This is a genomic window from Nocardia sp. NPDC059236 (genome assembly GCF_042754085.1).
Lineage (GTDB): Bacteria > Actinomycetota > Actinomycetes > Mycobacteriales > Mycobacteriaceae > Nocardia.
In genome coordinates, this window is the sequence record NZ_JBHZAF010000008.1 from 242,167 (window position 1) to 267,749 (window position 25,583).

Genomic DNA, 25,583 nt, shown 5'->3' on the forward strand with positions numbered 1-25,583 from the left:
CCGGTCAAGTCCGCGGAAGGATGATCGCGCGCCCCACACCATCAGGTCGGCCTGCGGCGCCCTGTTCGGCAGCGAAACGCTTCAGCCGGGTGAGGAGGTCGGCGGGCATGGGGGTAGTCCTTCTCGTCTCGAGGTCGACATGCAGGTCCAACTGCTCGGATGCGGCGACTCGGGTTTGGTTGCCGAGAGTGCGGACTTCGTGGAAGAAGTGCAGGCGTTTGGTATCCACACCCAGCAGCCAGGAATCGACTGCCAACCGTGCCCCACGGCGTACTTCTCGTTCGTAGGTCATTGCGGTCTGCACGACAACCTTGCCGAACCTTGTCTTCCTGACGTAATCGTCGCCCAGACCCAGAACCTCGGTGAACGCGGCGTGCGCCCGATAGACCACGATCCCGTAGAACTGGGCGTTCATGTGATCATTGATGTCGATCCACGTTGCGTCGACATCGCATTCGAGAGTTCGCACAGCGCCCCCACTTGTATCGGACCGCCGTAATCGGGTGCAGGCGGACATCAGTCGCGTATCCGGGCGGTCCGTCGGCGGACAGTCTTGGTCAAGACCGGCACCAGCAGGTAGATGACGATCGGGACCACGATGATGGTGAGCAGCAGTGTGCGAAGGGGAAGCGGGGTGTGTGCTGTCGTCGGGCCGATCAACGCCAGCGTGATCGTGATGGTCGGGTAGACAGCAATCCAGGTGATGAGCGCTCGCGTGTGGACTGACGGCTGATCGGTGATCACCTGTTGTTCGGTGATACTCATGATGCATATCCCCTCCGAGCCGGTTGGCGACGATCTTGCGATGTGCGGGTCGGCACCCGCCCCCTCTGCTCCGCCCTGATCCGGATGAGCCGAAGAAGCGGGGCGGGTTGCCGCCCTGGGCCCACAAAGATCATCAGCGACGTGCGCGCAGCCGGTCAATCCTCGGTTTGCCTTGGTAATCCCCAAGATTCAGCTTTGAACCGGACACGCATTACGGTGGGCTCGATGCGGATGACCTTCGATGACCTCCGGGTATTCGTGGCGGTCTGTCAGGCCGGAAACCTCAGTGCCGTCGCTCGCGACCTCGCGTGTACCCAGCCCGCGGTGAGTCAGCACGTCAAACGGCTCGAAAAGGCCACCGGCGTACGGCTGCTCGAACGCGGACCTGACGGCGTGACCCCCACCGCGGAAGGGCTCGTGCTGTATACGGCAGCGCGCGACGGCATCGTCGGTGTGGACCTGGCGCTACGCCAACTTCGCGAAATGGCCCGTGGCCAAACCGGTTCGGTTCGCATCACCACAGGAGCGACAACCATCCGCAACTTCATGTCCGAAGCCGTCGTCGACTTCCGCCGACGCTATCCCCACGCCGGACTCGAGTTCCGAACGATCATTTCCAGTCGCCGATGCTTCGAATCCCTCGCCGAGGGCCTCGTCGATCTGGCGTGGGTGACCATCGCCGACGCGATCCCTGGCATCGAACAACGCCCCGTCATGGACCTGCCTTGGGTGCTGGCGACCCGAGACGACGACCCTCTGGCTGACCGGCCCTCGATCACACCGGCCGACCTCACCGCGATCCGACACATCCAACTACCTGACAACGCAGTATCGCGTGTCCACCTCGACACCGTCCTCAATCGACTCGGAATCCAGCTGACACCCGAAACCGGTGTCGCAGATTGGAACACCGCAGTCCTGCTCGCCGAACTCGGCGTCGGCCACGCCATCGTTCCCTCGCTGCCATACGACTCCGCCGCCGCCTCGCACCGGCCACTGCGATTTCAGCCTTTACCGTTCCTTGCTCCACTGACCGTCGGATGGGCCGTCCGCCGCTGGGAAACACTCAGCCCGCTGGCGAGAAGCTTTGCAGACATGGTCGAACAACAATGCCGAGACCATTGAGAACTCGACACCGAGGCCAACGTCCGCACCGCGATCCGCGCGTTGCTTACCGAGGGTTCGGTGTTGTCGGCAAACGATCGTTCCGATCGACGATGCCGCGCGCTCGGCGGCACCCCGTCGTAGTCCGGGGCCACCAGTTCACCGTCGTGGGTCATCTCCCGCCCCGCCGCCAGCGACAGCAGGGTGGGGGAGATCTCGGGGAAGGCCGGGTTGAGGGAGTTGCCGTTGCGGCTGACCATGTGGCATACGCCGTCGGAAATCCATGCCAGGCAGCGGATTCCGTCGTGCTTCCATTCGTAGGCGTACCGGGTGTCGTCGTCGGCGGGAGCGGGCCCGGCCGTGGCGAGCATCGGCGCTGGTGCGGCAGCCCCATTCGGATGCAACCCAGTCGCTCACCGCGCCATCGCGCAATTCTCACCGTGGAGCAGCCCTACCGGGGCCCCAGATCATCGGTAGGGCTGTCGGTGATTCGGTGTCGATGTGTCCGGTTCGTGCGAAATAGCCCCAGACTCTGCGTAGTTGAGCGCCGAGTCTCTCGATATCGGTCCATGTGGTGGTGCCGAGCATCGGTGCTGGTTGCCATGCTTGCCGTGTGCCCAGGAGCAGAGGTAGTTCGACGCCGTGTGTCGCGCCGAACGCCGATCCCTCGGGGCGCCAGTCGAAGCGGTAGATGTGCACGCGGGCGCCCGCGTCGTCGAGCTCGGCCGCGAACGCCCGCACCGGTTGTGCGAGCAGTTGTTCGGTCAACTCGAGGGTTTCCGGTCCCGGGGCGGTCGCGGTGAATGCTGAGGTGTCGTCGAGGTTCCAGCCGCAGAGCACATCCAGGCCGGTGACGTTGTCGGCGAGACTCGCGCCCAGTGTGTGTAGCGGTTCTGCGCCCGAGACCGGATAGAACGGCGGTAACGCGACCCCACCGGCTGACGCCAGCTCCGTCGCGGTTCGGGCGGCGGCGTCGAGCATTGCGGCGACGGGGGCGGCACGCGGATCGACGCCCAGTTTCTCGATGAAGATCTCGCCGATCTTTTGCGCGTCCTGTCGTGCTCGGGTTGGTCGGGGTGCTGGTCCGCTCTGCAGGATGGCGCGGGTGAACAAGCCTCTCGCGGCGGGGATCTCCATGAGCAAACGGATCGACAACGCGCCGGCGGACTGCCCGAACACCGTCACCCTGTTGGGATCCCCGCCATAGCCGCGGATGTTGGTCTGCACCCAGCGCAGAGCCTCCACCTGGTCGAGGAGTCCGAGGTTCGCGTCGCTGACCCCGTCCAGACACAGGAACCCGAACACGCCGAGGCGATAGTTCACGCTGACCACCACGACATCGGCGTCGGCGGACAAGACACTGCCGTCGTACCAGTCCGACAGGCCGGCGCCGCTGCTGAAGGCGCCACCGTGGAAGAACACCATCACCGGCCGCGCCGCATCGTCACATCCGGGCGTGGTGATCGACAGGTTCAGGCAATCCTCGCCCTGCGGAAGTTCGGCTTTCGAGGTGCCCATGACCGCCCCCAGACGCTGCGGCAACTGCGGACAGATCTGACTACTCGACGCGACGGTATCGGTGCTCATTTGCGGGGGTTCGAACCTTCCCGCTCGCGCGTATCGAATGGACGCGATCCGCACGATCCCTGCCGTGTTCACGCCCCACCGCCGTAGGACATGGCGGGCCGTCGGTGCGAGCGAATCGCCACGACCGATAGTGAAACACTTGTTACACACATGGATGCATCAATACATGGAACAGTCGTTACAGTCAACGGATGCAGCCGATCCCGCACGAGGTCAAACGCGCCGACATACTCAGCGGTGTCATCGACTACATCGCACAGCACGGAGTGAGCGGGTTGTCGCTACGCCCTTTGGCCGCCGAACTGGGCACGAGCGCACGGATGCTCGTGCACTACTTCGGATCCAAGGAGAAAATGCTGATAGCAGCGCTGGAAACGCAACGCCCCGATATCACCGAGGCCTTCGCCGACGTGCACGACGCCCAGACCCTGCGCATGCGCCTACTCGACGGCTGGATCGCCAACACCAGCGGCGCTGCCACACGAAGCACAACCGTCGTTCTACAGGTCCTCGGGCAGGCAGCCGTGCAACAGGACCCATACCTGGCCTACGCGCGGGCAGCCATCGAAGTCCTGGTGTCCGCCCTCACCCAGGTTCTGCAGCGTATCGATCCCTCGGTCGAAAACCCGCAAGCATCAGCAACATTGCTCGTGTCCGGCATCCGCGGCCTGGTCCTGGACCGCCTCGTCACCAGCGACAGCGACCGCGTGGATACAGCAGCCCGCCAACTGATCGACCAGACACTCAGCAACTACAACCACACGGCCCGCCACTGAAAACCTTCCCCGACCAGTGCGGAGTGTTTCCCCGCGCACCAGTTCCGGTCATGTGAGGTGGCGGCCGAATCCCTCGAGCAGGGCTGTCACTGCGATGTCGAAGTGATCGGTTCCCACCGCCGCGTCGTCGGCAACGGCCAGGAGGTTGTAGTCGGGCGAGTCCGGTGCGGGTTTGCGACTACGGTCGGCGCTGTCGCCAGCTTTCGCCAGCATGTGACCGAGGACGTATTCCTGCAGGCACCGCGTCAGTTGTAGCGCTGTGCCAGGCGGGAATCCCGCCGTCTGCAGGGTTGCGCGACGGTTCCGTCGCCGTCGATCCCGACCCACGTCGACGAGTATGCGCTGCCCCGGTTGACCGGTGGGTACGCGTGCGGCACCGTCCATCGTCCGTGGGCGGCCGCGAATCATCGGCGATGAGAACGCTGATCGCCGACCCCGAATCGGCGTCATTGCGGGCCTGGGGTGCCGGTCTTCCCGCTGCGACCGATCGGTCGGCCGCGGCCCCGTTCGCGGGTTCACCCCAGTTCGGCCAGCCGGCCCGCGAGGAATCGTCGTTCCACCTCGTTGTCGGTGAGCAACATGGCCTCCTCGTACGCCGTCTGCGCTTCGGTCGGTCGGCCGAGCGCGGCGAGGAAATGTCCGCGGGCTGCGGCCAGATATCCGTAGCCGGCCAGCTGAGGCTCGGTGCTCAGCTCGTCGAGCGCTGCCAATCCCGACTCGGCGCCTGCGGCCAGGCCGAGGGCCACGGCGCGATTCAATGCCACCACCGGTGACGGCCACAGTTGGGCGAGAACTCCGTAGAGTCCGACGATTTCGTGCCAGTCCGTGTCGTCGTAGGTGAGTGCCTCCGCGTGTACGGCCGCGATTGCTGCTTCCAAGGCGTATCGGCCGGGTCTGCGCCGCAATGACTCTCGGACCAATGCGATGCCCTCGTCGATGTCGCCGCGGTCCCACAGGTTTCGGTTCTGTTCCGACAGTCGCAGCAGATTGCCGTCGGTGTCGGTGCGGGCCGGACGCCTCGCTTCGGTCAGCAGAATCAGTGCCAGCAGCCCGGACACATCCGAATTCTCGGGCAGCAGGGTGCGGAGCATGCGGGCCAGATCCATTGCGCGCGTGGTGAGATCGCGTCGGCTCAGCTCGGCGTGGTGGGGCGCGGTGTGGCCCGTCGTGTACAGCAGGTGCACCACCGTCAAGATCGCGTCGATCCGTTCGGGCAGCTCTGCCGGAGCGGGGACCCGATAGGGGATCCGCGCGGCGGCAATCTTCTTCTTGGCGCGGGTGATTCGCGCCGCCATGGTGGACTCCGACACCAGGAATGCTCGCGCAACCTCGGTGGTCGTCAACCCGCACACCAGCCGCAGCGTCAGCGCCACCTGAGCCTCGAGCGACAGTGCCGGGTGGCAGCAGGTGCTGACCAATCGCAATCGGTCATCGGGGATATCCCGCTCGGCGACCACGGTGTCTGCGACGTCGTCGTCGAAATCGTCCGAAACAAGCAGCGGCAGAGATCGTTTCGCCGTCGCCTGCCTGCGTAGCAGGTCCAGCGCGCGGTTGCGCGCCACCGTGGTCAGCCAGGCCGCCGGCTTGGCGGGCACGGCGCTTTCCCAGCGGGTCAGGGCCTGGGCGTAGGCGTCCTGGACGCATTCCTCGGCGGCGTCGAGGTCGCGGGTGACGCGCACCGTCGCGGCGAGCACGAAGGCCCACTCGCGCCGGTGCGCATCGGCGACCGCCGCCGCTACCGCGGCACTGGGCATCGCTACGGCTGGAATACGTGAATCGGCCGGACCTCGACGCCGCCCGCGGACATCGGGATCTGCTTGGCGCGGCTGATCGCCTCGTCCAAATCGGACGCCTCGATCAGGTAGTACCCGCCGATCTGCTCCTTGGTCTCGGCGAAGGGCCCATCGGTCACGACGAACCCGCCTGCCCCGTCGGGCCGTATGCTGGTCGCCGCATCGCTGTACTCCACAGCGTTTCCGCCGCGCAGCGCCGCCTGGTTCGTGGCCATGAAGTCCGCATGCCCCTGCGTCACCGACCGGCTGGACAAGGTGTCCCCGGCCAACCGCTCGTCCTGGTAGATCAAGACCAGATACTCCGCCATGATGCCGTCCTCTCGCTGTCCGGTCCGCCTCTCGGACCATTCAACTCTTCGACGCGCAGACCACCGCGGAATCGACAGGTCCGGAATCGATCTCCTAGATCGTCAGGCCCATGCCCTGCGCCAGCATCGGCCACGAGTCGTGCAGTGAGCCCTTTCAGCCTCGGGTTGCGGCTTGAAGCTCGCGGGCTTGCAGGAGGTCGACTGTCTTGACCAGTTGCCCGGCCCAGTACGGGCAGCAGCGTAGCTTTCGCAGCACCTTCCAGGTCTTGAGCTGGGCGTTGGCGCGTTCGCCGGGGCTGCGTAGCCTTGCGTGGGCGCGGTTGGCCCGCTTCTGCGATTCGGGCTTGTCGCGTCCCTTGTACGGGGTGAGCCGGCCCTCGACGCCGTGGTATCCCCTTGTCCGCCAGCACGATCAGCCCGCAGTGCGCGAGCTCGCGCATGATCTGCCAAATCCAGGCGGCCTTGCTGTCGTGCACATGCTGGGCAACGCAAACAAGAGCTCGCCGCCGCGGTCGTTTGATGTTGCCAGCTCCCGTTCACGTTCGCAAAACGATGGCCTGCCGAACACGAACACTCCTGCCAGGTGAGGGCCGTTGTGACTCGCAGCGGTAGATGGCGTGGTTTTCGCGGTGTCAGGCGGCGCCGGTATCGGTGTGGGCGACGGTGGTTGCTCGTGTGGTCAGGGTTATCACGGCGGCGAGGGCTGCGAGGAGTGCGCCGAGCGTGAGCAGGCCGGTGTCGAGTGTGGCGGCGGTGGCGACGATCCCGACGAGAAGCGGGCCGCCGGCGTCGCCGAGTTCGCGGCCGAGTTCGGCGGCACCCATGGTCTGGCCGAGCCGTTCGAGTGGGCTCGTCTCGGCCAGATGCGCGAATCCGAGGGGGGTGATGAGTCCCGTACCGGCCCCGATGATTACGGCAGCGCACACCGTCCCCGCTGTCCCGGGCAGGGCCGCGGCGATGGCGATCCCGATCGCGGCCAGCAGCAGCCCGGCTGCCAAACCGGATCGATCCTGGAGCCGTCCGGTGTCACGGGCGCGCCCGGCGCGTGGTTGAACGAGCGCGGCAGTGGCGGCGAGCAGCGACACAACAGCGCCCGTGGCCAGCGGCCCCAGGCCGTGGCGGGAACCGATCGCGGGCAGGAATCCGACCCCGACCGCGAGCGCGGCGGTGGCTCCGGCCAGGGCGGCCGTGGGGCGTAGGAACGGGCCGCTGGTGAGGCGGCGTGCCAGATCCAGCACGGTCTGACGGGTTTTCGGCAGCACCTCGACGGCGGGCACGACGACCCCCGCCCACACAGCGACTGCTGTGGCGAGTACCGCGAGGGCGGTGAACAGCAGGCCGTAGCCGCCCATGGAGACGAGGATGCCGCCCAGCAACGGGCCGAGGGTGTAGCCCAGGCCCTTCCACGCGCCGTAGCTGCCGAACGCGCGCCCGTGTGCGCCGGCCGGGGTGAGCCTGGCGACCATCGCCCCGGCGGCTGGAGAGAACGCGGCCGCGGCCGCGCCTTGACCGAATCGTGCGACACCGACCAGGCCAGGATTGCCGACCAGCACGAACGCCGCGGACGCGAGCGCGAACGCAACCAGCCCGCCGATCAGCACCGGCCGCGCTCCGACGCGGTCGGACAACGTTCCGAAGACGGGTTTGAGCAGCACCTCCGCACCGTCGTAGACGGCCAGCAGCAGCCCCAAGGTGAGCAGGCTCGCGTGCTGCTGTCCGGTATATCCGGCGAGGCTGGCTGCGATGCTGTGCGCACCGAACGCGGTCACGAACCCGGCCGCATACAGCGGCAGCAGCCGTGCCCGGCCTGGACCGGTTCGGGTACCGGGGATAGCGGTCATCGGGATTCTTGCTGCGCGGCAGCGGGTTCGACGGCGGTGCCGGTGAGCAGTATGCGCAGTGGAGTACGAGCGAGCAGGGCCAGCAACCGTGCCATGAGCGGTCGTGCCAGGTAGAACCCGACAAGGCTGACCGCGGCCCCGAGGGCGAGACCCGCGAGGACGTCTTGAGGATAGTGCGCGGCGATGTACACCCGGGCGAACGTCATCACGACCGCGGCCACGGCGGCGAGCACCGCGAGTCGCCGGTTCACCAGCCACAGCCCGGCCGCGACCGCGCCGGCCATGACCGCGTGGTCGCTGGGGAACCCGGCATCGGTGTTGCAGTGCAGGATCACGATGTCGTGCAACGCATTACACGGGCGGGTCTCATCGACCGCGGCGGCGATCGGCTGGTTGATCATCAGCGCGATCAACATGCCCAGCGGCGCCCACACCGCCGCCACCATCGCAGCGGGATCGGCGTCGTGGCGGGCGATCCACCATCCGGCCAGCAGCAGCACCGCGAACAGCACGACACCGTCATTGGCGTAGCCGGACACGATCGGATGCAACCACGGGGTATCGCGGGCAAAGTCGTTGATGTCGTAGAAGATTCGCGTATCCACGCTCATCGAGGCTCCCTCGGGGTCCAGTAGCAGCCGGTCACATCTGGTGCAGGGCTTGAAAGACCCGCTCGGTGTAGTCGGCCAGCCGATCGGCGCAGTGTTTGAGCTGCTGCTCGGCCTCGGCGGCCGCAGGGGCACCGAACACGTCGCGGGCCTTGATGTCGCGATGCCAGCGCCGCAACCGTTCCAGGCTCTGCTCCTCTTCCTCGAGCTCGGCCATCGTGAACTTGGCTTTGGCGATCTCCTTGTCGATCTCGGCATCGAACCCGGCGCAATCGGCCAGGAACTCCGCCCACTCCTCACCGCGCTCGGCGGTGAACATCGCCTCCAACCGCGCGGTGTCGGTGTCGGCGTGGCCCGTGGCATCGAGCACCAGCACCTCACCGGTCCCGCGGGCAGCCAGCTCGATCACCCGCGCGACTCCGTCAGCGAACACCGGAACGTCGGGCACCACCCACACGCCCTGGCCGACTTGCAAAGCACCTACGCGGCGCAGTTCACGCCACACAGCCACCCGATGCCGCGATGGTTCGGCCGGCACCCGGACCAACAACACCAGCCACCGCGCCGCAGCCTGATTCGCCGTCACAACATGAAATGTAACAGACGTTACCTACGGGTTGGTATCGGGCGACACATAGCCGATAGGCGCTCGTGCGCGGGGTGCGTGGCATTTGTGGATCGGAAGCGATCAGTTCTCGACACTCGGGCAACCCGAACACGCATCGGCAGGAATGCGATTCGGACCCGGTGTCCAAAGACGCGCAACCAGGGCTGTCGTTTTGGGGTAGACCCCAACTCGACACACCCGGTCCCTGCACTGTCGTCGGAATAGAATCCTTACCGACTTTTCCGATACTTGTCGGTGTCGTTTCTTAGACTCCAGACCGGCACATTCCAATGCTCAGAAGGGATTCCGGGTGACCTGAGGCGCGGGAATGATCTGACTGGCCCGCCCAGCTGTGAGTTTGCGCGGATTTGTCGCTTGGGCATCACTTTTCGGTGCCGGCATCGACCAGCAGACGCCCCAACCATCGACTCACGCCGGAGCCCGTCGGCGACCACACGACCAATCACTGCACGGACCAAAGCAGCCACATCATGCGCGCGATCAGATCCCGTTCCGGAAGTCTCTGATGTCATTGTCCTGCAATCTGACAACTCTAAAGAACGCGACCGACAGAGTGACCCTCGATCGCCGAAGGCTAGTCGCCTGCGTACTCAACCCGGTAGTTCAGGACGTTCGCCGACAGGTGCTGCGGTCGGTCCGGTCCGCGCGGGTCGCGGCATGAGCGTGCACTGCCCTGCGAGCAGCGGCTGACAGTGCTTTGCCAGCGCCGTCGGACAGTGTGCGAAACCATGACGGAAAAGACAGCGGAAATGCGGGCCGCCTACGTCCCGGCAGTCAATGCGATGTGGGAGGTGCGTGAACTGCCGAGGCCGGAACCGGGTCCCGGCGAGGTATTGATCCGGGTGCGGGCCAGCGGAATCTGCTACACCGACATCTGGTCCACCACCGGAGTGATCCCGACGGGCGTGCCCGGGGTGGTCGGGCACGAGACGGTCGGCGAGATCGTCGCGGTGGGCGAGGGGGTGCACTCGCGGGTGGTCGGTGACCGGGTCGCGGCGACCTGGATCCTGCAGACGTGCGGCCGATGTGAGTACTGCCGGCTCAACAAGCCGGTCAGTGGGGTGGCCGGCTTGAGCTGTGCTGCACCGAAAACCAGTGGGTTCAGTGTCCAGGGTGGGCATGCCGAGTACTTCGCGGCGCCCGAGGCTGCCACGGTGTTGTTGCCGGAGGGCTTGTCTTTCGAGTTGGCTGCCCCGGTCGCCTGCGCGGGTTACACGACGTGGAGTGCGTTGCGCGCGGGTAATCCGCAGCCGCACGAGCGGGTCGCCGTGGTGGGGATCGGCGGGCTCGGGCATATGGCGGTGCAGTATGCGAAGGCGGCCGGGTTCGAGACGGTCGCGATGACGCATTCACCGGACAAGCGGGAACTCGCACTGAAATTGGGTGCGGACGAGGTGGTCTCGGACGGCGAAGAACTGAAGGCGATGGGCGGCGCGGACATCATCCTGATGACCGGCAACTCCAACCGCGCGGCCATGGACAGCCTGCACGGATTGCGTCCGGAAGGGCGGATGGTGCTGGTCGGTCTGCCGCACGACACCGATTTCGTCATTCCGGGGCCGGAGACCGGGATCAATTTCGTGGTCAATCGCAATCAGATCATCGGCGCGACGCATGGCGGCTTCGAATACCTCACCCAGGCACTCGATTTCGTCGCCACCGGCAAGGTGACACCGATGGTCGAGACCTATCCGCTGGCGAAGGCCGCCGACGCCTACGAACGCGTGGCCGGCGGCGCTGTGCGGTTCCGCGCCGTGATCACCTACTGAGACCAGCGCTCGAGCCGCGCGCTACGCGGCCACTACGCGCATTTGTTGATGGTTTCGCTGTTGCGGTTCTGTCCGTGAATGGCTGGCGTCGGCGGCGTATCGAGTCCGCACTGGCAGCGGCTGCCAGCGCGGTATCAGCACTGCCGGGAAGTGTGAATGACCATGACAAAACGAGAGCGACAATGCGAGCCGCCGGGGTGATCCCGGTGGCCACACCCAGGCCCTCGACTTCGTCTGCACCGGCACGGCGACACCGATGATCTAGACCTACCCATTGGCGAAGGCCGCCGAAAAGTACTGCGGTCGAACCGGTTCGCCGCCAGCCGACCAATCTCTATCCCGCGCAAATAGGTTCGGTCAGCTACTACCGAACAAGTCTCCACTACCCCAATCACCACTACCCCAATCACCACTACCCCAACCATCGACCAAGCCACCGACACCCCAGTCCCCAGTGCCCCAACCGCCGACGTCCCACGGGTAAGCGTCCTGCACCACACCGGGCACAGGCGTCGGCGCAGCCACGGCAGGAACCGCCGCCGTCATTGGAACCACCATCGCGGCTCCAACGAGGGCAGCCCTCGCGAGCGGCTGGCATGTGGCAGTTCGGCGCGTCTTGTTAGCCATCGTCATTACCTTCTTCCGGCGAACTCGTCACAGGGACCCGGCCCACCGATTGCCGAGTCCATTGACATTTCCCGACACGTCTGATGATAAGCCCGCACCGTGCTCCACCGACGTGTCTCGTTGCCGAGCCGTGGGTCCGGGATGTGGCTTGTCCGAAGGACCGGTGTGCGGGTGGAGCCGGTCGCGCTGGAGTCAGGAGTCGTCCCCGATTGCCCTCCCGGGCCTGCCAGTTCGCGTCGTTGCTGATCGGCGAGCATCCGGGTGTAGACAGTGTTCGACAGGCGGCGTTTGAGCGCGCGCAACGTTTCCATCGAGGTCTTCCCACCGGCTCTGCGGGCGTCGTAGTAGACGCGGCCTGCAGTGCGGTTGCGGAGTTGGACGATCGCCATGATGTGCAGGATGCGCGCCTCGCGGCGAGGGCGCCGGGTTCTGGTGGTGGTGAATGCATGGACCTGCTCGGTCGATGATCCGGGTCGAGCAATCCGCAGCGCGTGCGGCGTCGAACTATCGAACGGTCCCGTGCATGATCGGTCGAGGGGGAGTGCTCGAGTGCAGGTGTTCATCAGCGGCCGGGTCAGCCGCTGCGTAGTGAGGCCCACGTCGTCATCGGTGCACCGCGCCCGGTCGCCGGGTCCGCCCGCGGTGACCAGGTATGCCACGTCGAAATCCGCTGGGCAGACACCATTGTGCGGCTGCACCCCCGGCCGGGGTCCACGCGGGCGGCACTGGACAACGCGCTGTGTGAGGTCACCGAGCATGTGGGCATCGACCTGCCGGCGTTTCTCGCACACGTCGCGATCGGGTCCGCGGTGCCCGAACCCCAGCCCTGGTAGCCGAGATACGCCGCTTCCTACCCCGATTCGTGCGACTCGCAGCGGTAGATGGCGCCGATGAGGCGAGCGTCTGTCGAGCGGGCCCGGCGTCTGCCGATTACCGGTCCGGCACCCGCGGGGCGCGTGCCCTACAGGTCGATGGTCTCTTCGATAATGTTGGTGCCCAGTTCTTCGGGGAACAGCGGGTCCCAGTCGGCTGCCGCGCCGAGGATGAGGCCGTCGAAGTCTCTGTGCTCGTAGTCGAAGCTGTCCGCGGTCCGGCCACGGTGTCGGCGTTCGATCACGTCCTGCTCACCCTGCACAAACGTGTCCCGCGCTGACGACATCGGATGGACGAGGGTCTCGCCGCAGCGGCGCGGTAGTGCACGTGGGGCGAGACCCTCGTATCGGCTCAGCAGGGTCAGGGGGTTGTTGTGCTGCGCCGACACCTCAGCGCATACCAACAGGTCGGCCTTCTCAATCGGTCGGTGCCCGATCGTGGCTGACTGATGATGAGGTCGTTATCGGCCCCCATCCCGTCCACCCACGTCGCTGAGTGTTCGAAAACGATCGATGCGAACAATCCGCCGGCGCAACGGCGTCGGACTTCGAGCGGTCCTGTAGCCGGGTGCGCCCGCGGTGACGAGGTCTGCCACGTCGAGATACGCCACCCTCGATTCGTGCACACTCTCTTCGATCCACTCGGTCTGAGCAGTACCGCACCGTAAAGAGCTGCGGTCGTTGCTGTTGCTGGGGATGGCCCGGGATCAGCTGATCGTGTTGATGAGCCACCTGCCCAGGCTCTGTGTCATCACCTCGTCGCTGTCGTCGATGCGTTCACGATCGAACTCACCGTTGGGGAACCAATCGACCTCGGCCTGGGAGCGCACTTTGATTTTCACCGGAATCCGGGGCCACCAGCCCACCCGCTCCATCAACGCGCCTTCCTCGGTCCGGTGCGGTGTCCCGTTCCAGGACACGTAGAACCCGGTCCGAGTATCGACGCCTTCGGTTTCCGACTTCGCGAGCGCGTAGCGGGCAAGCAGCGCGCCGCGCCCGAGACCACCGACGGTGAGCGGATATTCGGAACTGCGTACATCGTTGGCGAGGGTGATCGTTTCGGTGATCACCGAGGAGTTGGTCTCGAGATCGGCCGCACCGTTGTTGTATCCGACCAGAATGACGTCGTAACCAGCGGCGTGCAGGCCCGCAAGCAACGAGTACCCCTCGTTAGCGACATCCTCGAGGAGAACATCGAGATCGCTCGGCCGGTTATGGATCGAACCGGCGGCGATGATGAACGGATCGACGAGATCAGCGCCGTCGGCGGGATACAACCGCGCTTGACCAGCATCGAACTTCCAGGTCTCGGCCGGCTCGAGGATATCGGGCATCATGTCCTACCTCTCCTTCGTGCGAGCATTGCCTGTTCAGCAAGACACTTTGTGACGCAAAGGATTCCAACTCCAACCGAACCGCCGTTTCAGAAGGTGAACTGGTCGCCGTAGGCGGTGGTCTGCACCAGCCTCTCAGCGGTGCTCACCGTGGTGGTGATGAAAGGGACGGCCGATACCGGCGAGGCGCATTGGGCGATATTGAGCGCGGCATTGTTGAACGCGATGCGATGCGGGAACGTCGTGGCGGCATCCAGGCGGGCCGTCTCCGTTCTCGCAACAGTGACCTGGCCGGGTCCCACGTTCGCGAACACGCCTTCGCCCACGCCCAGATTCCCGATGACACCGGGCCTGATGACCCGACCGGGAATTCTCGCGCCCAGCCGTTGATCGGTGCCGATCTCGACACCGAAGCCGCCGTCCACACTGATCCCGCAGCCGAGGATGAATCCCGCGACCGCCTGTCCAGAGGTGATCGGGCCGCCGTCGACGGTGACCGAGTAATCGCCGGACATCTGCGCGGCATGCGAGAACGTCATGAGGAAGGTCGGTGTCCGGTCACCGGGCGGGTTCGCCTCGATGCTGTCGACCGACGCCGTCACATGAACTCCCCCACCGGAAATATCCGCACCGGGCGGCTGGGCGCGGCCGAGTCCGGGGCCACCGGCCCACAGGCCCACCACGCCCAGATATGCCGCGACCGTAGCGGCCAGGGCGCCGGTGAACGAACCTCGCATGCCTGGAGCCTTCCGGTTCACGACGATAGGCAACTCGACAGCACTGGAACAAACCCACACGGGAGGAACACCGCTTCGCAAGCCTAAACGGTGCCACCGGCCAGGCGATGTCACGGCCAGGCGTGTCGACCAGGGCACCCGGTGTCGATCCGCGTCGATCCCGACGGACATCGACGCCGAAGCCGCCTCCCTCCCGCCCGGGTGGGCGGCGACCAGGACACAGACGTCGATCGGTGAAGGGGCAGGGGCCAGCGGATCAGAGCGTCAGGGCCAGTGGATCCGCGGCCGCGCCGGCACGTCCTCGATCCGGATGTCGTTCACCGACGTGGGCGCGCTCAGACGTGTTGTCCGGCGACGGGTTTCCCACCAGCAGGTCACCGCGACCGTCGCGTAGGCAGCGGCCACCGCAACCACGGGTGCGAAGATCGCGATTGTCACCAACAGGGTCATCGACATGAGCTGCTCCCACCGCGCGGAAGGGTTCCTCGCCACACTGCGTCCGATATCGCACACCCGGAAATAGTCTGTGCCCCAACAGTTCTCGATCCATCAAGTATTTGGCTCATCGCACACGATCAGCGGTCGGGGGTGTGGCCTGGGCGTGGGTGCGTCCAGGCCACCTCAGCCCCTCGGATGCGTGCCTGCCCGAGTGCGCCGGGGCGCCCCCGCGCGCGGGTGCCCGGTCACCGGTTGGAGGGTATGCGTGTCGCCGCCGGTGACAAGGGGTGCAGCAGTTCCGCGTGGCGGCCGAACCCTGGCCTGCACCACACGAGCCGGGCTGCCACCGGTGCCGGAGAAGACGCCGGTAAGCAAAGATTGTGAAACACCGGTCGCCGGTACGCATCCCGAACGGTGCCGGCAAGCATGGGCGTTCATCGATCCGGGCAGATCTGTCTGTGGCCCCGCCCAGCCTCCCGGAAAAAGAACCGGGCGGGTGGATATGCATTCCGCAGATGACCCGCCGGAGGGGAGGCGACCACGAAATATCGTAGGCGCGCAGGCCCGATCAACGCCTTCTCTGCTCTGTACGCAGGAGCCGAATTGCCCTGTTTCCGGGGCATCGTGCCGGGAGACAATCAACAGGTCGATACCGCGCGAGTTGCGTCGGTTCACGCATCAGGAGCTGCTCATGATTACGCCGGTCATGCCCCACCGGCAACGGTTGACAGCACCAGAGCGCTCGGCCACCAGAGCGCTCGGCCACTGCCTGTGCTGGGCTATGTCCCGAAATCGCCGCAGAGAACACATGACGACATCTCGCGACAGTGACTCCTGGTCACAGGACCCCGCACACCAGCATGAGCTGATACATCGGCACGAGCTGACTGCCCGCCACGTCACCTGGACGGCTGGACAATACAAACACGGTGGCGGTCACCGCAGTCGGTCAGTGCATCCGCCGAAGATTCTCCGGACTACCACCGTCATGCTCGGATCCCTTGCAGCCGCGACAGTGATCGCGTTCGGTGCATCGGCGAATACGCCGACCGTCGAACTCCCACAGGTACCCAGCAGTTTCTCTGGCGAACTGTGCGGGGGCAACCTTGGCACCTGCGCGGATATCAGCCCGGACTCCCGGGGTCGTGCTGACATCCTGGTCCGGCCCTTCGACGGTCCGGAGGCGAGACATACGCCGCCTCCGCCAACCACCACCACCCCACCGCCATTGCATCCCCCACCGCCGGTGAATCCCCCACCGCCGGCGCATCCCCCCGGTGCATCCCCACCGATATTCTAGGTCTGAGCATCGATATCGCTCCCGGCGTTCGTCACGTCGAAGGTGTACGGATCGGTGTGGATTCTCAGACTCCAGCCCGCCACATTTCCCGAGCCGAGGTCAGGTCGTGACGACTGGTGCCTGCAGCTCGGACACCGACTCGTCCGGATTCTCCGAGGAGTTGAGCATGACCTCCCGCGCATGCCCGTCGAACCGGTAGCCGTGCGCATCGACCCAGCGGACGAGCAGCTGGCTGGTGCTCAGAAAGCTGTATGGCATGCCGCGGTGCACGATCGTGGCGGCGCATTCCACCGGGGGCAGCGAGACGATCTGAAGGTCCGCGTCCTCGGTGATTCCCTCGGGGACAGGGAGGCCCGTGCACGACGATCCCGTAGTCGCCTTCGTCAGGGGTCTCGAAGTAGACGGTGCGGGGGCCGATCGGAGCGACTCCGGCGGAGTTGAGCCGTCGGCGCAACTCGTCGAAGAGCCGGCCGATGAGCGGGCCGGTCTCGTCAGGGCTGAAGCTCGTGGCCGTCGCGTTCAGCTCAGCCAGGCGGACCGCGGGCAGTTGCCTGATTACGACGTCTTCTTGGGGCATGGAACCCTCATTCTCGATCGACCGGAGCCTCGCCTCGACCTGGGCCAGGCCCGACGCCGCCTGCGCCAGGGCCGCTTCCAGCTCGGCGCGTCGCAGTCGCAGCATCCCACGCAACTCATCGGTGCTGATGTCCTCGTCGAGGATCGTCTGCACCTGCTGCAGTGTGAAGCCGAGGCCCTTCAGCGCGACGATCCGGTTGAGCCGGGACAGCTGCGCCGCCGCGTAGAAGCGGTAGCTGCTGGACTGGTCCACGTGCGCAGGGCGCAGCAGACCGATGGCGTCGTAGTGCCTGAGCATGCGGATGGAAACACGTCCATGCCTGGCGAAGTCTCCGATTGTGAACATGACGCCTTCGAGTGTTGACCCTCACACGGTGGCAGGGTCAAGGAACATCCGCGAAGACAGCCGGATCGGCACGGCCGGCTGATCTTCCGATGCCGGCGCTGGCTGGTTCGGTCAGCGCGGTATGCACTGATGACAGTACGTTGCCTGCGTGGGCGGTAGGTAGCGCGATGTCAGTCCTCGTGGTCCGTCCGCAGGAGGACGCCCGTGACCGAGGAACGGAATTCCAGACGCTGTGTCCGGGGTAGCTGAACCTCGCAGAGCTTGCCGTCATAGATCATCCAGAGGCCGAAGCAGCTGTCTACTTCGTCGTGGACGAGGACTTGGACCGAGTGCGGGTCGGGCCAATCAGGGGATTCCAGATGCGCCAAAAGGCCAGTCCAGTTATGGCGGCGGAACTGAATCACCCAGGCGTAGCACTCGTGTGTTGCACGATTGGTGCCCTCGAACATCGCATCGCCTACCGGCGTGAAGCACTGATGCCATTCACGCTCGTCATCTCGAACGGTCAAGTGGTGCATGAGTTGTTCAGCATCTCGGCCGAGAACGATGACCTCAGCGAATCTGCTCATCTGGCCGATTCTCCACCACGATTGCCACCGGATCTGTATCGGCGGCTTCAGTCCCAGCCGCAGCAGCTCGGCTAGTTGCGGACGTTCCGCCGGCCTCGGATGGCCACGGCCAGTTGATCTTCCGTCGCGGTGCGCTGACCGGTCCGGTCAGCGCGAAATGCGGCAAAATAGTACGTTCACAATGAGACGTGGGCGCATGGTTTGGTCAGTGGCTGCTGCCCGGGTTCAGGCTCGGTGTCGGGGTGGGCGTGATCCATTGCGAGCGAAGGAAGACCCCGGCTCGGTCCAATGCCCAGACTGCTTCGTCGAGGATGGCGGCCATGCCTTGGAAGACGTGCGGAACCTCGGGGGTCACGTCCAGGTGAACGGATACATTGGCTGCGGCGGCGCGGGCGGCGAAGTCGATGGAGTCGTCGAGCAGGATTTCGTCACCGCCCACTTGAACGAGCAGCGGCGGCAGCTCTTCGAGATCGCCGAACAGCGGGCTGATGAGCGGATCGGAGGGGTCGGCCGTACCGGCGTAGTAGGCGGCGCAGGCTTTTAGATCCTGCGGGGTCAGCGCTGGGTCGGCGGCGGCTCTGGTGGCACGGCTGACGCGAGTATTGGTCAGATCCACCCACGGGGACATGACGACAGCAGCGCGGGGCTGGGGGAGGCCGGCCTGCTTCGCGGCCAGCAGCGTGGCCAGAACAAGCCCGCCACCTGCGGATTCACCGGCGAAGGCGATACGCTCGGGTGGTACTCCGCTGTCGAGCAGAGCGCCGTAGGCCGCCAGGGCGTCGTCGGTGGCGGCGGGGTGGGGCTGTTCGGGAGCCAGGCGGTACTCCACCGCGATGGCGCGGGCGTGTGCGCGCCGCGCGATATCCGAGGCCAATCCTGCACCGCCGAATGCGGATCCGGCGGCGTAGCCACCGCCGTGGAAATACAGCACGACATCGTCGGTCTCGATGCCCGCGATGTCGATCTCGACGACCGGGATATCGCCCAGTGTTGATTCCTTCAGCCGCACATCGTCGGAAAGCGGTGTGGCGGTTTGCAATTCGCCGAACAGCGACCGGGTTACCGTCAGGTCGGCGGTGAAATCCAGTGGGGTGTCGCGCACCAGCCGGTGGACGGCTTCGCGCTGCGCCTTGCTCATTGGTCGATCCTCTCGGTCCGGATGGAACGTCTCGCGGTAGCATTACCGAGAACTTGTCTTCATGTTGAGATAATTCCTGGTAATGCACATTGCCGAGAGTGGGGTGTGTCACATGGCCGAGATGCGGCAATTGTTCGATGACCTGGTCCGGTCGCAGATCGGGTTGTGGAATCTGGCCGATGCGCGGCTGCGAGAGCAGTTGGGTACCTCGGCTGGGGTGTACGACACGCTGCGCGCGATCGCGGCGACAGATCCGGCCCGGGTCCACGACTTGGCGGACCGGCTGCTGGTCACCGTCGGCGGCATGAGCAAGGCAGTGGACCGGCTCGAGGCGCAGGGTTTGTGTGTCCGTCGGGCCAATCCGGGTGATCGGCGCTCATCGATCATCGAGTTGACTCCCGCGGGGAAAGAGCTGCTCGCGCAGGCGAACACGGTACTGGACCGCGCGTTCGCCGACGCCGTCGGAGCTGTGCTTTCTCCGGCCGAAGCGGCCGAGCTGCAGCGTAGCCTCGCGAAACTCCGTAGCGTGGCTGTTTCGACACCGGCTTCGGCACGGCGCTAACCGCTCATGGGGCTATCGGATCGCTCGCTGGATGCCGACGAGCTTGCCGGGGACCAATCACGCTGACCAAGAAATCGGGGGTTCTGTCATTGCGCGATCCGGGCCCGAGTGGGACACCATAGCGGCTGATCTCCGCCAGCGAGCAGACGAACTCGAGAAGCGCTGACCAACCGCACTCAACTCGGCAGCAGCGGACATTTTGCGCCGCAACAGGTTCCGACCGCCGGCGCCGCGCACCGACCGGTTCGATCAGCGCGGTCAGCGGCATGTCAGGATGTTGAGCGGGGCGAGGATTCGCGCTGAGCTTCAAAGTAGGCAGGAAGGAATTGTTCATGACCGACAGATCGGACGGTCTCGTGCGCGACGACCCGGGGCCTCGGAAGGATCTGGTGGAGAGTTCTTCACCGTTCCTGCCTTCCGGGAGCATGATCCGGCAGGCGTTCATCTACCAGACCGCGCCGAGCTTCGCCCTGTTCGTGATCACCTATCTCACCGGGCTCACGATGTTCTGGATCAAATACCGCTGTGTAGCAGTCACTCCCGACGCCATCTATGTGCTGGAGAGCAGCAAACTGTCCGGCGGCGCCAAGTCTGTGCGCCTTATCGGCACCATCCCTCGCAATACACCGCTCGGCCCGGTCTCCGGACGATGGGGGCAGATGACCCTTCTCGGTGAGCGCGCTTGGGTTCACAAACGTTTTCATGACCAAATCGAGGCCGCCGACCACGAGGCCGGCTTCACGCGCTAGGCGCCAGACCCATCGCGTCGAATCCCGGTCCCGGGCGATGCTATGCGCGCCATTCGGCTACTTGGAGAATGGTGGTAGGGCTGGGTCGGGGCCAGGGTCTGGTCCAGGTGCCCGGTGGGATGCGCTCCAATTCGGCTGCCCGCCAGCGTGACCGGTGTGGCTCTCTGATGGCTTGCCTCCCGCCGGGTGCCGTGCGGGAGTGGCTGAAAAGGGGCATGCCCTGGCTCGAAGTAGCGGTGCCCTCCCCGTGCACGGACACCGAAGACCTGGGTCGGGAGGAACGGGCGATGACCGTCCTCATCGGGATGGATCCGCACAAACGCTCGGCCACCATCGAAATCATCGACCAGACCGCAGCGATCCTGGCAGGCGGAAGATACAGCACCGACAGGCCCGGCTACAGCGAAATGCTCTCCACCGCCCGACGATTCACCGACCGGGTGTGGGCAATCGAGGGCTGCAACGGCATCGGCCGGCACCTGGCCCACCGGCTGGTCCGCGACGGGGGAAACCGTCCGCACCGCTGGAAGCCTCTTCCGGAGACTAGCATCGGCATCGGCTTTCCCGCTCGGGCAACCGCAAGATCAACCGGGTGCTGCACATCATGGCCGTGGTCCAACTCCGGCATCGCACCGTCGGTCGCGCCTACTACGACCGCAAAGTGCCTGGCCGGCAAGACCTCGATGGAAGCATTGCGGGCGTTGAAGCGGCGCCTGTCGGATGCCGTCTTCGCCTGCATGGTCGCTGACCAAGACAGAAGCGAACTAGCAGGCCCGGGAGGGCAATCGGGAACGATTCCTAATCGGGATGTCAACTGCTTCGAAGGTTGGGAATGCCCGATCTCAGGCCGCCACAGCGGCCGGTTCGGGTGGTGCGGGTGTGTAGCTGCGATTGTCACGCAGCAGCGCCCATAGGACGTTGACTCGGCGGCGGGCGAGTGCGAGCACCGCCTGGGTGTGGTGTTTGCCCTCGGATCTCTTGCGGTCGTAGAAGATTCGCGATTGCTCGTTGCATCGGATACTGATCAGCGCCGAGGTGTAGAAGACGTGCTGGAGCCCGCGGTGGTAGCGGTGTGGCCGGTGCAGGTTGCCCGAGACACGTCCGGAATCACGAGGAACTGGTGCCACCCCGCCGTAGCCGGCGAGGTGGTCTGCGGAGGCGAATTCGGTCATCTCACCACCGGTGGCGGCAAGGAACTCCGCGCCGAGCAACGTCCCGATACCGGGCAGGCTCAGCAGGATCTCGGCGGTTCGGTGACGGCGAAACCGGCCCTCGATGAGCTTGTCAGTGTGCTTGAGCTGCTCATCGAGGGTGATCACCTCCTTGGCCATGTCGGCGACCAGCTCGGCGGCCAGCCGCTGTCCGGGCAGTGTGGTCTGCTGGGTGTTCGCGGCAGCGACCGCCTTGATCGCAAGTGCGGCCGCATTTTTGACTTTCTGTGCCTGCAGCCAGGTTTCGACCTCAGCGGTTCCGGCGTGGCGCAGGGCGTCGGGCGTCTGGTAGCGGGTCAGCAGCACCAGCGGGCCCTTGGTGGTCAGGTCCAGGGCACGTTCGAGGGCGGGGCTGATGCCGAGCAGTTGCTGATGGAGCCGATTCACCAGTCGGACCCGGTCACCGGCGAGGTCAAGGCGCCGCGCCACCAGCATGCGCAGCTCGATGACGAGTTCGTCGTCGATTCGGATCGGTGACAGGTCGCGCCGCATACGAGCCTGATCTGCGATGATCGCGGCATCCTTCGCGTCGGTCTTGCCCGCACCGCGATAACCGGCGGCAGCGCTGTTGACCTGGCTGCCGCTGAGATAGAACGCCCGCTGCCGATGCGCGGCCAGCAGTGCCAGCAGCAATGCCGATTCACCACTGACCAGATCCACTGCCCAATCCACGTCGTCGGCCAACGCGGCGACCTGACCGATCAGCTCCAGCAAGGCGGTCTCGTCGTTGGCGATCCGTCGCGACAACAACCGGCGGCCGTCGGCATCGACCACCACCGCATGATGATGCCCCTTGCCGACGTCCACTCCGGCCCAGGCCCGTTCCAATGTCGTCTCCTCGGTTCATCGAATATGTTGTCCCGCAGACGACTTCGCTGGCCAGTCCCTACGCAGCGACGAGTTCGCAATTCCTAATCAGCAGCCGAGTCGCCCTGGAGGGTGCCGGGCGGCCAATCGAACCGAGCCACACCAACGGCAGACTACTGAAAGCCACACCCGACACCCCTGGGAACCAGGACCCTACGACTGGCCCGGATACTCCCGGAGCAAAACGGTAGGGACTACTGACTCCAGCGCGACCGGCTTGAACCCACACCGATCCTTCGGACAAGCCACATCCCGGACCCACCAAACAGCCTAACTCCGCACCCACACCGACGTCTTGACTAAAGGGGCGGCAGTTGCGACGTTCTGCACCGCACCGGGTTCCGGCCGCCGGCGCCTCGCGTTGGCCGGTTCGGTCAGCGCGGTCAGCGGCAGTAGCGGATGTTCCGCCACAGTGGTCGGTTCCGTCGACGGCCAGCCCGCGCGAGCCGATTATCGGGGTCGCTTGCGCCACAACAGATAAGCCTGGTTTATCGGTCGCTCCGAAGATCGATATTGATCTATAAGCCCTGACGGTGGGATCGTCTGGGAAGCAAGATCTTCCAGCATTGCCGAGAGGAAATCGAACGCGATGACAGAGTCGTTGCCAGCAACTGCCGTCGTCCGCGTCGGGCGCGTCACCTTCGATCCGAGCCTGTACGACGAGGTCGTCGCTGCGGACAAGAAGACCTCGGAATATCTGATCCCGGCAATTCTGCGACTGCCGGGTCTTCTTCACTGGTACGCGGGTGTCTCCCCTGAAGGCTCGCTCTCCCAGGTGAGTATATGGGACTCCGAAGAGCATGCGGCGCAGATGGACGAGCTGAAGGAGATGCGGGTCAGAGCGCGCGACGATCTCGGAGCAGTCGGCGTGACGTTCACAGCTGAGACCGCGACGTACGCCAATTACCCGATCACCTGGACCATCTGACCCAGGTGTCGGAGGGAACACCAACTGCAACCAGGCGGTAATACTAGCCGCGCATCGCCCGGTTGACACTGGCGGTAGGGCCTGATCCCGGCCAGGATCGGGTCCAGGTGCCCGGTGAGTAGCTCCCTAATCGGCTGCCCGCCAGCGTCATTGGTGTGGCTCACTATTGGCTTGCGTTTCACCGGTCACCGTGCCGGGAATGGCTGAAGAGGGGGTTGCCCAGCTCGAAGTAGCGGTGCCTTCCCACACGGACCTCGTACCCAACGCGGCTCCACTCTGACCGACCTCCACGGCATCGGCCCGGCCGGCGCAGCCCGGCTACTCGCCGATGTCGGTGACATCCACCGATTTCGGGACCGGGACCGGTTCGCTTCCCGGAACGGCGCCGCACCCTTCGACGCTTCCTCCGGCCAGCAGAAACGCCATCGGCTCTTTCGCGCCGGACATCGCAAGATCAACCGGGTTCTGCACACCATGGCCATTGTTCAACTACGCCGTCCCAGCGCCGGGCGCACCTACTACGACCGCCGCAGAGCCGCGGGCAAGACCTCGATGGAAGCGATGCGGGCGCTGATACGGCGGCTGTCGAATGTCGTCTACGCCCGCATACTCGCCGACCAGCAGCGGCGCGAAAAGGCAAGCCCGGGAGGGCAATCGGGGGCGACTCTTGACTCCAGCGCGACCGGCTCGACCCCGCACACCGGCTCTTCGGAAAAGCCACAACCCGGACTCACCATCAACCAGACCAGCCCTGCCCTCCAGACCGCGCCTTGACATAAGGGGGAGCCATTACGGTGCGTTCGGTCGGCCTCGGATGGACACGGCCAGTTGATCTTCCGTCGTCCTGCGCTGGCCGCTTCGGTCAGCGGCTCGAGCGGAACCTCGTCAGCCGTGTGATAGGAAGTCAGCTGCGGTGAATCCTTAGCGCCGGATTTCGCAGTTTTGCGCGTCTTACACCCCGGTCAGTAGCTGCTTTCAGGAGTCCGGTCCGGACGAAGGCCCGCAGAGTTCCTCGGTGGCGGGGACGGCGGGGACTTGGCCGGGGTCCGAAACGTGACGGTCGCGGGTTCATGACTGGTGGCGCCGGAATTGGCTGGGGCTGTGGCCGGTGTGGCGGCGAAACCATCGCGAGAAGGCGCTCAGTTCGGAGAAGCCGAGTTCGGTCGCGATGTCGGTGAGCGCGCGGTCGTGCTGGGTGAGATAACGGTGGGCGAGGTCGAGGCGGGTGGTGTCGAGGATGCTGGTGAAGGTTTCACCAGCGTCGGCGAGGTGCCGGTACAGGGTGCGGCGGCCCATGCCGAGCCGGTCAGCGAGGACGGCAGCCGAGCAGCGCTGGGTGGGCAGGAGGGATTCGATGACGGCGCGCGCCTGGTCGGCAATGGACTCGCCGGACGGGGCGAGTGTTCGCAGGTAGTCGCGAACGTAGGGGCGGAGCAGGGGGTCGGCGAGGGGGTTCGCCGCGTCGAGGTCGTGAGAGTAGCAGACGATGCCGTCGGAGGACTGGTCGAATTCTATTGAGGGACCGAGGATCCGGTAGTAGGCATCGAGGTCGGGTGGTGCGGGGTGGGCGAAGCGGACCGATACCGGGCGCCAGGTGGGGCCGAGGAAATCGCAGAGGATCCGGCAGGGCGCACCGACGGCAAGCTGGCGGAATTGCCGGCCGAGCGAGACCCCCTCGGCCGCCTGGACGTGGATAGTGGTCAGGCTGTTGGTTTCGGTGAGCCGGATGCGCAGTGCTTCATTGTGCAGGGTGATGTTCCGCAGCGCGATTTGTACCGCGCTGCGGATATCGGGTTCTTCACGGGCGACGAGGGCGACGGGGCCGAGGTTGGACAAGCCTCGCCGTTCGGCGAGGCGTAGCCCGACGTCGTCGCAATTCGCCGCGGCGGCGGAGCGTTCCAGGAGTTGGTCGACCGCTGTGACCGGCAGCCAGATGTCGCTGGCGGTCAATCCGGCAGAGCCGATGCCGACCGAGCGCAGCAGCAGCATCGGGTCCAGCCCGAGGGACAGGGCCACATCGACATAGCCGGACAGCACGGCGCTGCGAATCATCGTCGCCGTCATAGCCATCCTTCCGGTGCCCCAGGAGTCAAATTACATGGCTCAATGGGTCAAGTATAGTTGCGTTTCGGCAGATACCGTGACCCGCA

Annotated in this window: 27 protein-coding genes and 4 pseudogenes; 9 read left to right on the top strand and 22 right to left on the bottom strand. The window is 65.5% G+C overall.

What is annotated here, in order from left to right:
- Positions 1 to 4 precede the first annotated feature (4 nt).
- Positions 5 to 469: a thioesterase family protein gene (locus ACFXIV_RS22605; protein ID WP_379396049.1), complete on the bottom strand. Its 465-nt coding sequence runs from the start codon at positions 467 to 469 to the stop codon at positions 5 to 7.
- A 47-nt stretch (positions 470 to 516) separates the two neighbouring features.
- Positions 517 to 765, bottom strand: coding sequence for a hypothetical protein (locus ACFXIV_RS22610; RefSeq protein WP_379396047.1), 249 nt, complete (start codon positions 763 to 765; stop codon positions 517 to 519).
- A 141-nt stretch (positions 766 to 906) separates the two neighbouring features.
- Here ACFXIV_RS22610 and ACFXIV_RS22615 point away from each other — a divergent pair, with 141 nt between their 5' ends.
- Positions 907 to 1,890, top strand: a complete 984-nt coding sequence (locus ACFXIV_RS22615) for a LysR family transcriptional regulator (RefSeq protein ID WP_379421321.1) — start codon at positions 907 to 909, stop codon at positions 1,888 to 1,890.
- Positions 1,891 to 2,015: 125 nt separating this feature from the next.
- Here ACFXIV_RS22615 and ACFXIV_RS22620 read toward each other — a convergent pair.
- Both ACFXIV_RS22620 and ACFXIV_RS22625 read right to left on the bottom strand, forming a co-directional pair.
- Positions 2,016 to 2,240: pseudogene (locus ACFXIV_RS22620) on the bottom strand (ATP-dependent DNA ligase); the annotation flags it as partial.
- A gap of 64 nt (positions 2,241 to 2,304) precedes the next feature.
- Positions 2,305 to 3,606 carry a carboxylesterase family protein gene (locus ACFXIV_RS22625; RefSeq protein WP_379421322.1) on the bottom strand — a complete coding sequence of 434 codons (1,302 nt, stop codon included), beginning with the start codon at positions 3,604 to 3,606 and terminating at the stop codon, positions 2,305 to 2,307.
- A 41-nt stretch (positions 3,607 to 3,647) separates the two neighbouring features.
- Here ACFXIV_RS22625 and ACFXIV_RS22630 point away from each other — a divergent pair, with 41 nt between their 5' ends.
- Complete coding sequence (locus ACFXIV_RS22630; protein ID WP_379396043.1) at positions 3,648 to 4,232, top strand: TetR/AcrR family transcriptional regulator; 585 nt, start codon at positions 3,648 to 3,650, stop codon at positions 4,230 to 4,232.
- Positions 4,233 to 4,280: 48 nt separating this feature from the next.
- Here ACFXIV_RS22630 and ACFXIV_RS22635 read toward each other — a convergent pair whose 3' ends face one another.
- From ACFXIV_RS22635 to ACFXIV_RS22670, 8 genes and pseudogenes are all read right to left on the bottom strand, one after another.
- Positions 4,281 to 4,445: a hypothetical protein gene (locus ACFXIV_RS22635; protein WP_379396042.1), complete on the bottom strand. Its 165-nt coding sequence runs from the start codon at positions 4,443 to 4,445 to the stop codon at positions 4,281 to 4,283.
- A 32-nt stretch (positions 4,446 to 4,477) separates the two neighbouring features.
- Positions 4,478 to 4,624 (bottom strand): annotated as a pseudogene (locus ACFXIV_RS22640) (hypothetical protein); the annotation flags it as partial.
- Positions 4,625 to 4,747: 123 nt separating this feature from the next.
- Positions 4,748 to 5,986, bottom strand: a complete 1,239-nt coding sequence (locus tag ACFXIV_RS22645; protein ID WP_379396040.1) for an RNA polymerase sigma factor — start codon at positions 5,984 to 5,986, stop codon at positions 4,748 to 4,750.
- Positions 5,987 to 5,988: 2 nt separating this feature from the next.
- Positions 5,989 to 6,333, bottom strand: a complete 345-nt coding sequence (locus tag ACFXIV_RS22650) for a YciI family protein (protein ID WP_379396038.1) — start codon at positions 6,331 to 6,333, stop codon at positions 5,989 to 5,991.
- A gap of 154 nt (positions 6,334 to 6,487) precedes the next feature.
- Positions 6,488 to 6,806 (bottom strand): annotated as a pseudogene (locus tag ACFXIV_RS22655) (transposase family protein); the annotation flags it as partial.
- A 159-nt stretch (positions 6,807 to 6,965) separates the two neighbouring features.
- Positions 6,966 to 8,174 (bottom strand): MFS transporter, encoded by a 1,209-nt coding sequence (locus ACFXIV_RS22660; RefSeq protein WP_379396036.1) that lies wholly within the window; start codon positions 8,172 to 8,174, stop codon positions 6,966 to 6,968.
- Complete coding sequence (locus ACFXIV_RS22665) at positions 8,171 to 8,785, bottom strand: phosphatase PAP2 family protein (RefSeq protein ID WP_379396034.1); 615 nt, start codon at positions 8,783 to 8,785, stop codon at positions 8,171 to 8,173. Before ACFXIV_RS22665 ends, ACFXIV_RS22660 begins: the two co-directional genes overlap by 4 nt.
- Before the next feature lie 31 nt (positions 8,786 to 8,816).
- Positions 8,817 to 9,368 carry a Chromate resistance protein ChrB gene (locus tag ACFXIV_RS22670; protein ID WP_379396032.1) on the bottom strand — a complete coding sequence of 184 codons (552 nt, stop codon included), beginning with the start codon at positions 9,366 to 9,368 and terminating at the stop codon, positions 8,817 to 8,819.
- 770 nt (positions 9,369 to 10,138) lie between these two features.
- Between ACFXIV_RS22670 and ACFXIV_RS22675 the strand changes: the two genes are divergently transcribed.
- Positions 10,139 to 11,179: an alcohol dehydrogenase catalytic domain-containing protein gene (locus ACFXIV_RS22675; protein ID WP_379396030.1), complete on the top strand. Its 1,041-nt coding sequence runs from the start codon at positions 10,139 to 10,141 to the stop codon at positions 11,177 to 11,179.
- Positions 11,180 to 12,492: 1,313 nt separating this feature from the next.
- Positions 12,493 to 12,639, top strand: a complete 147-nt coding sequence (locus tag ACFXIV_RS22680) for a hypothetical protein (protein WP_379396028.1) — start codon at positions 12,493 to 12,495, stop codon at positions 12,637 to 12,639.
- A 128-nt stretch (positions 12,640 to 12,767) separates the two neighbouring features.
- Here ACFXIV_RS22680 and ACFXIV_RS22685 read toward each other — a convergent pair whose 3' ends face one another.
- The 8 genes and pseudogenes from ACFXIV_RS22685 to ACFXIV_RS22720 form a co-directional block, all read right to left on the bottom strand.
- Positions 12,768 to 13,067 (bottom strand): hypothetical protein, encoded by a 300-nt coding sequence (locus ACFXIV_RS22685; protein WP_379396026.1) that lies wholly within the window; start codon positions 13,065 to 13,067, stop codon positions 12,768 to 12,770.
- A gap of 318 nt (positions 13,068 to 13,385) precedes the next feature.
- Complete coding sequence (locus ACFXIV_RS22690; protein ID WP_379396024.1) at positions 13,386 to 14,015, bottom strand: hypothetical protein; 630 nt, start codon at positions 14,013 to 14,015, stop codon at positions 13,386 to 13,388.
- Between the two features lie 86 nt (positions 14,016 to 14,101).
- Complete coding sequence (locus tag ACFXIV_RS22695; protein WP_379396022.1) at positions 14,102 to 14,749, bottom strand: MspA family porin; 648 nt, start codon at positions 14,747 to 14,749, stop codon at positions 14,102 to 14,104.
- A gap of 264 nt (positions 14,750 to 15,013) precedes the next feature.
- Positions 15,014 to 15,205, bottom strand: a complete 192-nt coding sequence (locus tag ACFXIV_RS22700; RefSeq protein WP_379396020.1) for a hypothetical protein — start codon at positions 15,203 to 15,205, stop codon at positions 15,014 to 15,016.
- A 1,381-nt stretch (positions 15,206 to 16,586) separates the two neighbouring features.
- A complete protein-coding gene (locus ACFXIV_RS22705; RefSeq protein WP_379396479.1) occupies positions 16,587 to 16,745 on the bottom strand; it encodes a hypothetical protein in 159 nt (52 codons plus the stop codon).
- Positions 16,746 to 17,178: 433 nt separating this feature from the next.
- Positions 17,179 to 17,409, bottom strand: a pseudogene (locus ACFXIV_RS22710) (helix-turn-helix domain-containing protein); the annotation flags it as partial.
- Between the two features lie 170 nt (positions 17,410 to 17,579).
- Positions 17,580 to 17,978: a hypothetical protein gene (locus tag ACFXIV_RS22715; RefSeq protein WP_379396019.1), complete on the bottom strand. Its 399-nt coding sequence runs from the start codon at positions 17,976 to 17,978 to the stop codon at positions 17,580 to 17,582.
- Positions 17,979 to 18,183: 205 nt separating this feature from the next.
- Positions 18,184 to 19,116 (bottom strand): alpha/beta hydrolase, encoded by a 933-nt coding sequence (locus ACFXIV_RS22720; RefSeq protein WP_379396017.1) that lies wholly within the window; start codon positions 19,114 to 19,116, stop codon positions 18,184 to 18,186.
- Between the two features lie 112 nt (positions 19,117 to 19,228).
- On the opposite strand from ACFXIV_RS22720, the gene ACFXIV_RS22725 reads away from it, so the two are divergent.
- The 3 genes from ACFXIV_RS22725 to ACFXIV_RS22735 all read left to right on the top strand — a co-directional run bounded on the left by ACFXIV_RS22725 (position 19,229) and on the right by ACFXIV_RS22735 (position 21,175).
- Positions 19,229 to 19,678 (top strand): MarR family winged helix-turn-helix transcriptional regulator, encoded by a 450-nt coding sequence (locus ACFXIV_RS22725; protein WP_379396015.1) that lies wholly within the window; start codon positions 19,229 to 19,231, stop codon positions 19,676 to 19,678.
- A gap of 332 nt (positions 19,679 to 20,010) precedes the next feature.
- Positions 20,011 to 20,427, top strand: coding sequence for a hypothetical protein (locus ACFXIV_RS22730; protein ID WP_379396013.1), 417 nt, complete (start codon positions 20,011 to 20,013; stop codon positions 20,425 to 20,427).
- Positions 20,428 to 21,019: 592 nt separating this feature from the next.
- Positions 21,020 to 21,175: a hypothetical protein gene (locus tag ACFXIV_RS22735; protein ID WP_379396011.1), complete on the top strand. Its 156-nt coding sequence runs from the start codon at positions 21,020 to 21,022 to the stop codon at positions 21,173 to 21,175.
- 94 nt (positions 21,176 to 21,269) lie between these two features.
- Here the strand turns inward: ACFXIV_RS22735 and ACFXIV_RS22740 are convergent, their stop codons facing one another.
- Positions 21,270 to 22,466 (bottom strand): IS110 family transposase, encoded by a 1,197-nt coding sequence (locus ACFXIV_RS22740; protein WP_379396009.1) that lies wholly within the window; start codon positions 22,464 to 22,466, stop codon positions 21,270 to 21,272.
- A 628-nt stretch (positions 22,467 to 23,094) separates the two neighbouring features.
- Here ACFXIV_RS22740 and ACFXIV_RS22745 point away from each other — a divergent pair.
- Entirely contained in the window at positions 23,095 to 23,433 is a 339-nt protein-coding gene (locus ACFXIV_RS22745; protein ID WP_379396007.1) for a hypothetical protein, read from the top strand.
- Positions 23,434 to 23,709: 276 nt separating this feature from the next.
- Positions 23,710 to 24,207 carry a transposase gene (locus ACFXIV_RS22750; RefSeq protein ID WP_379396461.1) on the top strand — a complete coding sequence of 166 codons (498 nt, stop codon included), beginning with the start codon at positions 23,710 to 23,712 and terminating at the stop codon, positions 24,205 to 24,207.
- 294 nt (positions 24,208 to 24,501) lie between these two features.
- Here ACFXIV_RS22750 and ACFXIV_RS22755 read toward each other — a convergent pair whose 3' ends face one another.
- A complete protein-coding gene (locus tag ACFXIV_RS22755) occupies positions 24,502 to 25,497 on the bottom strand; it encodes an AraC family transcriptional regulator (protein ID WP_379396005.1) in 996 nt (331 codons plus the stop codon).
- Positions 25,498 to 25,583 lie beyond the last annotated feature (86 nt).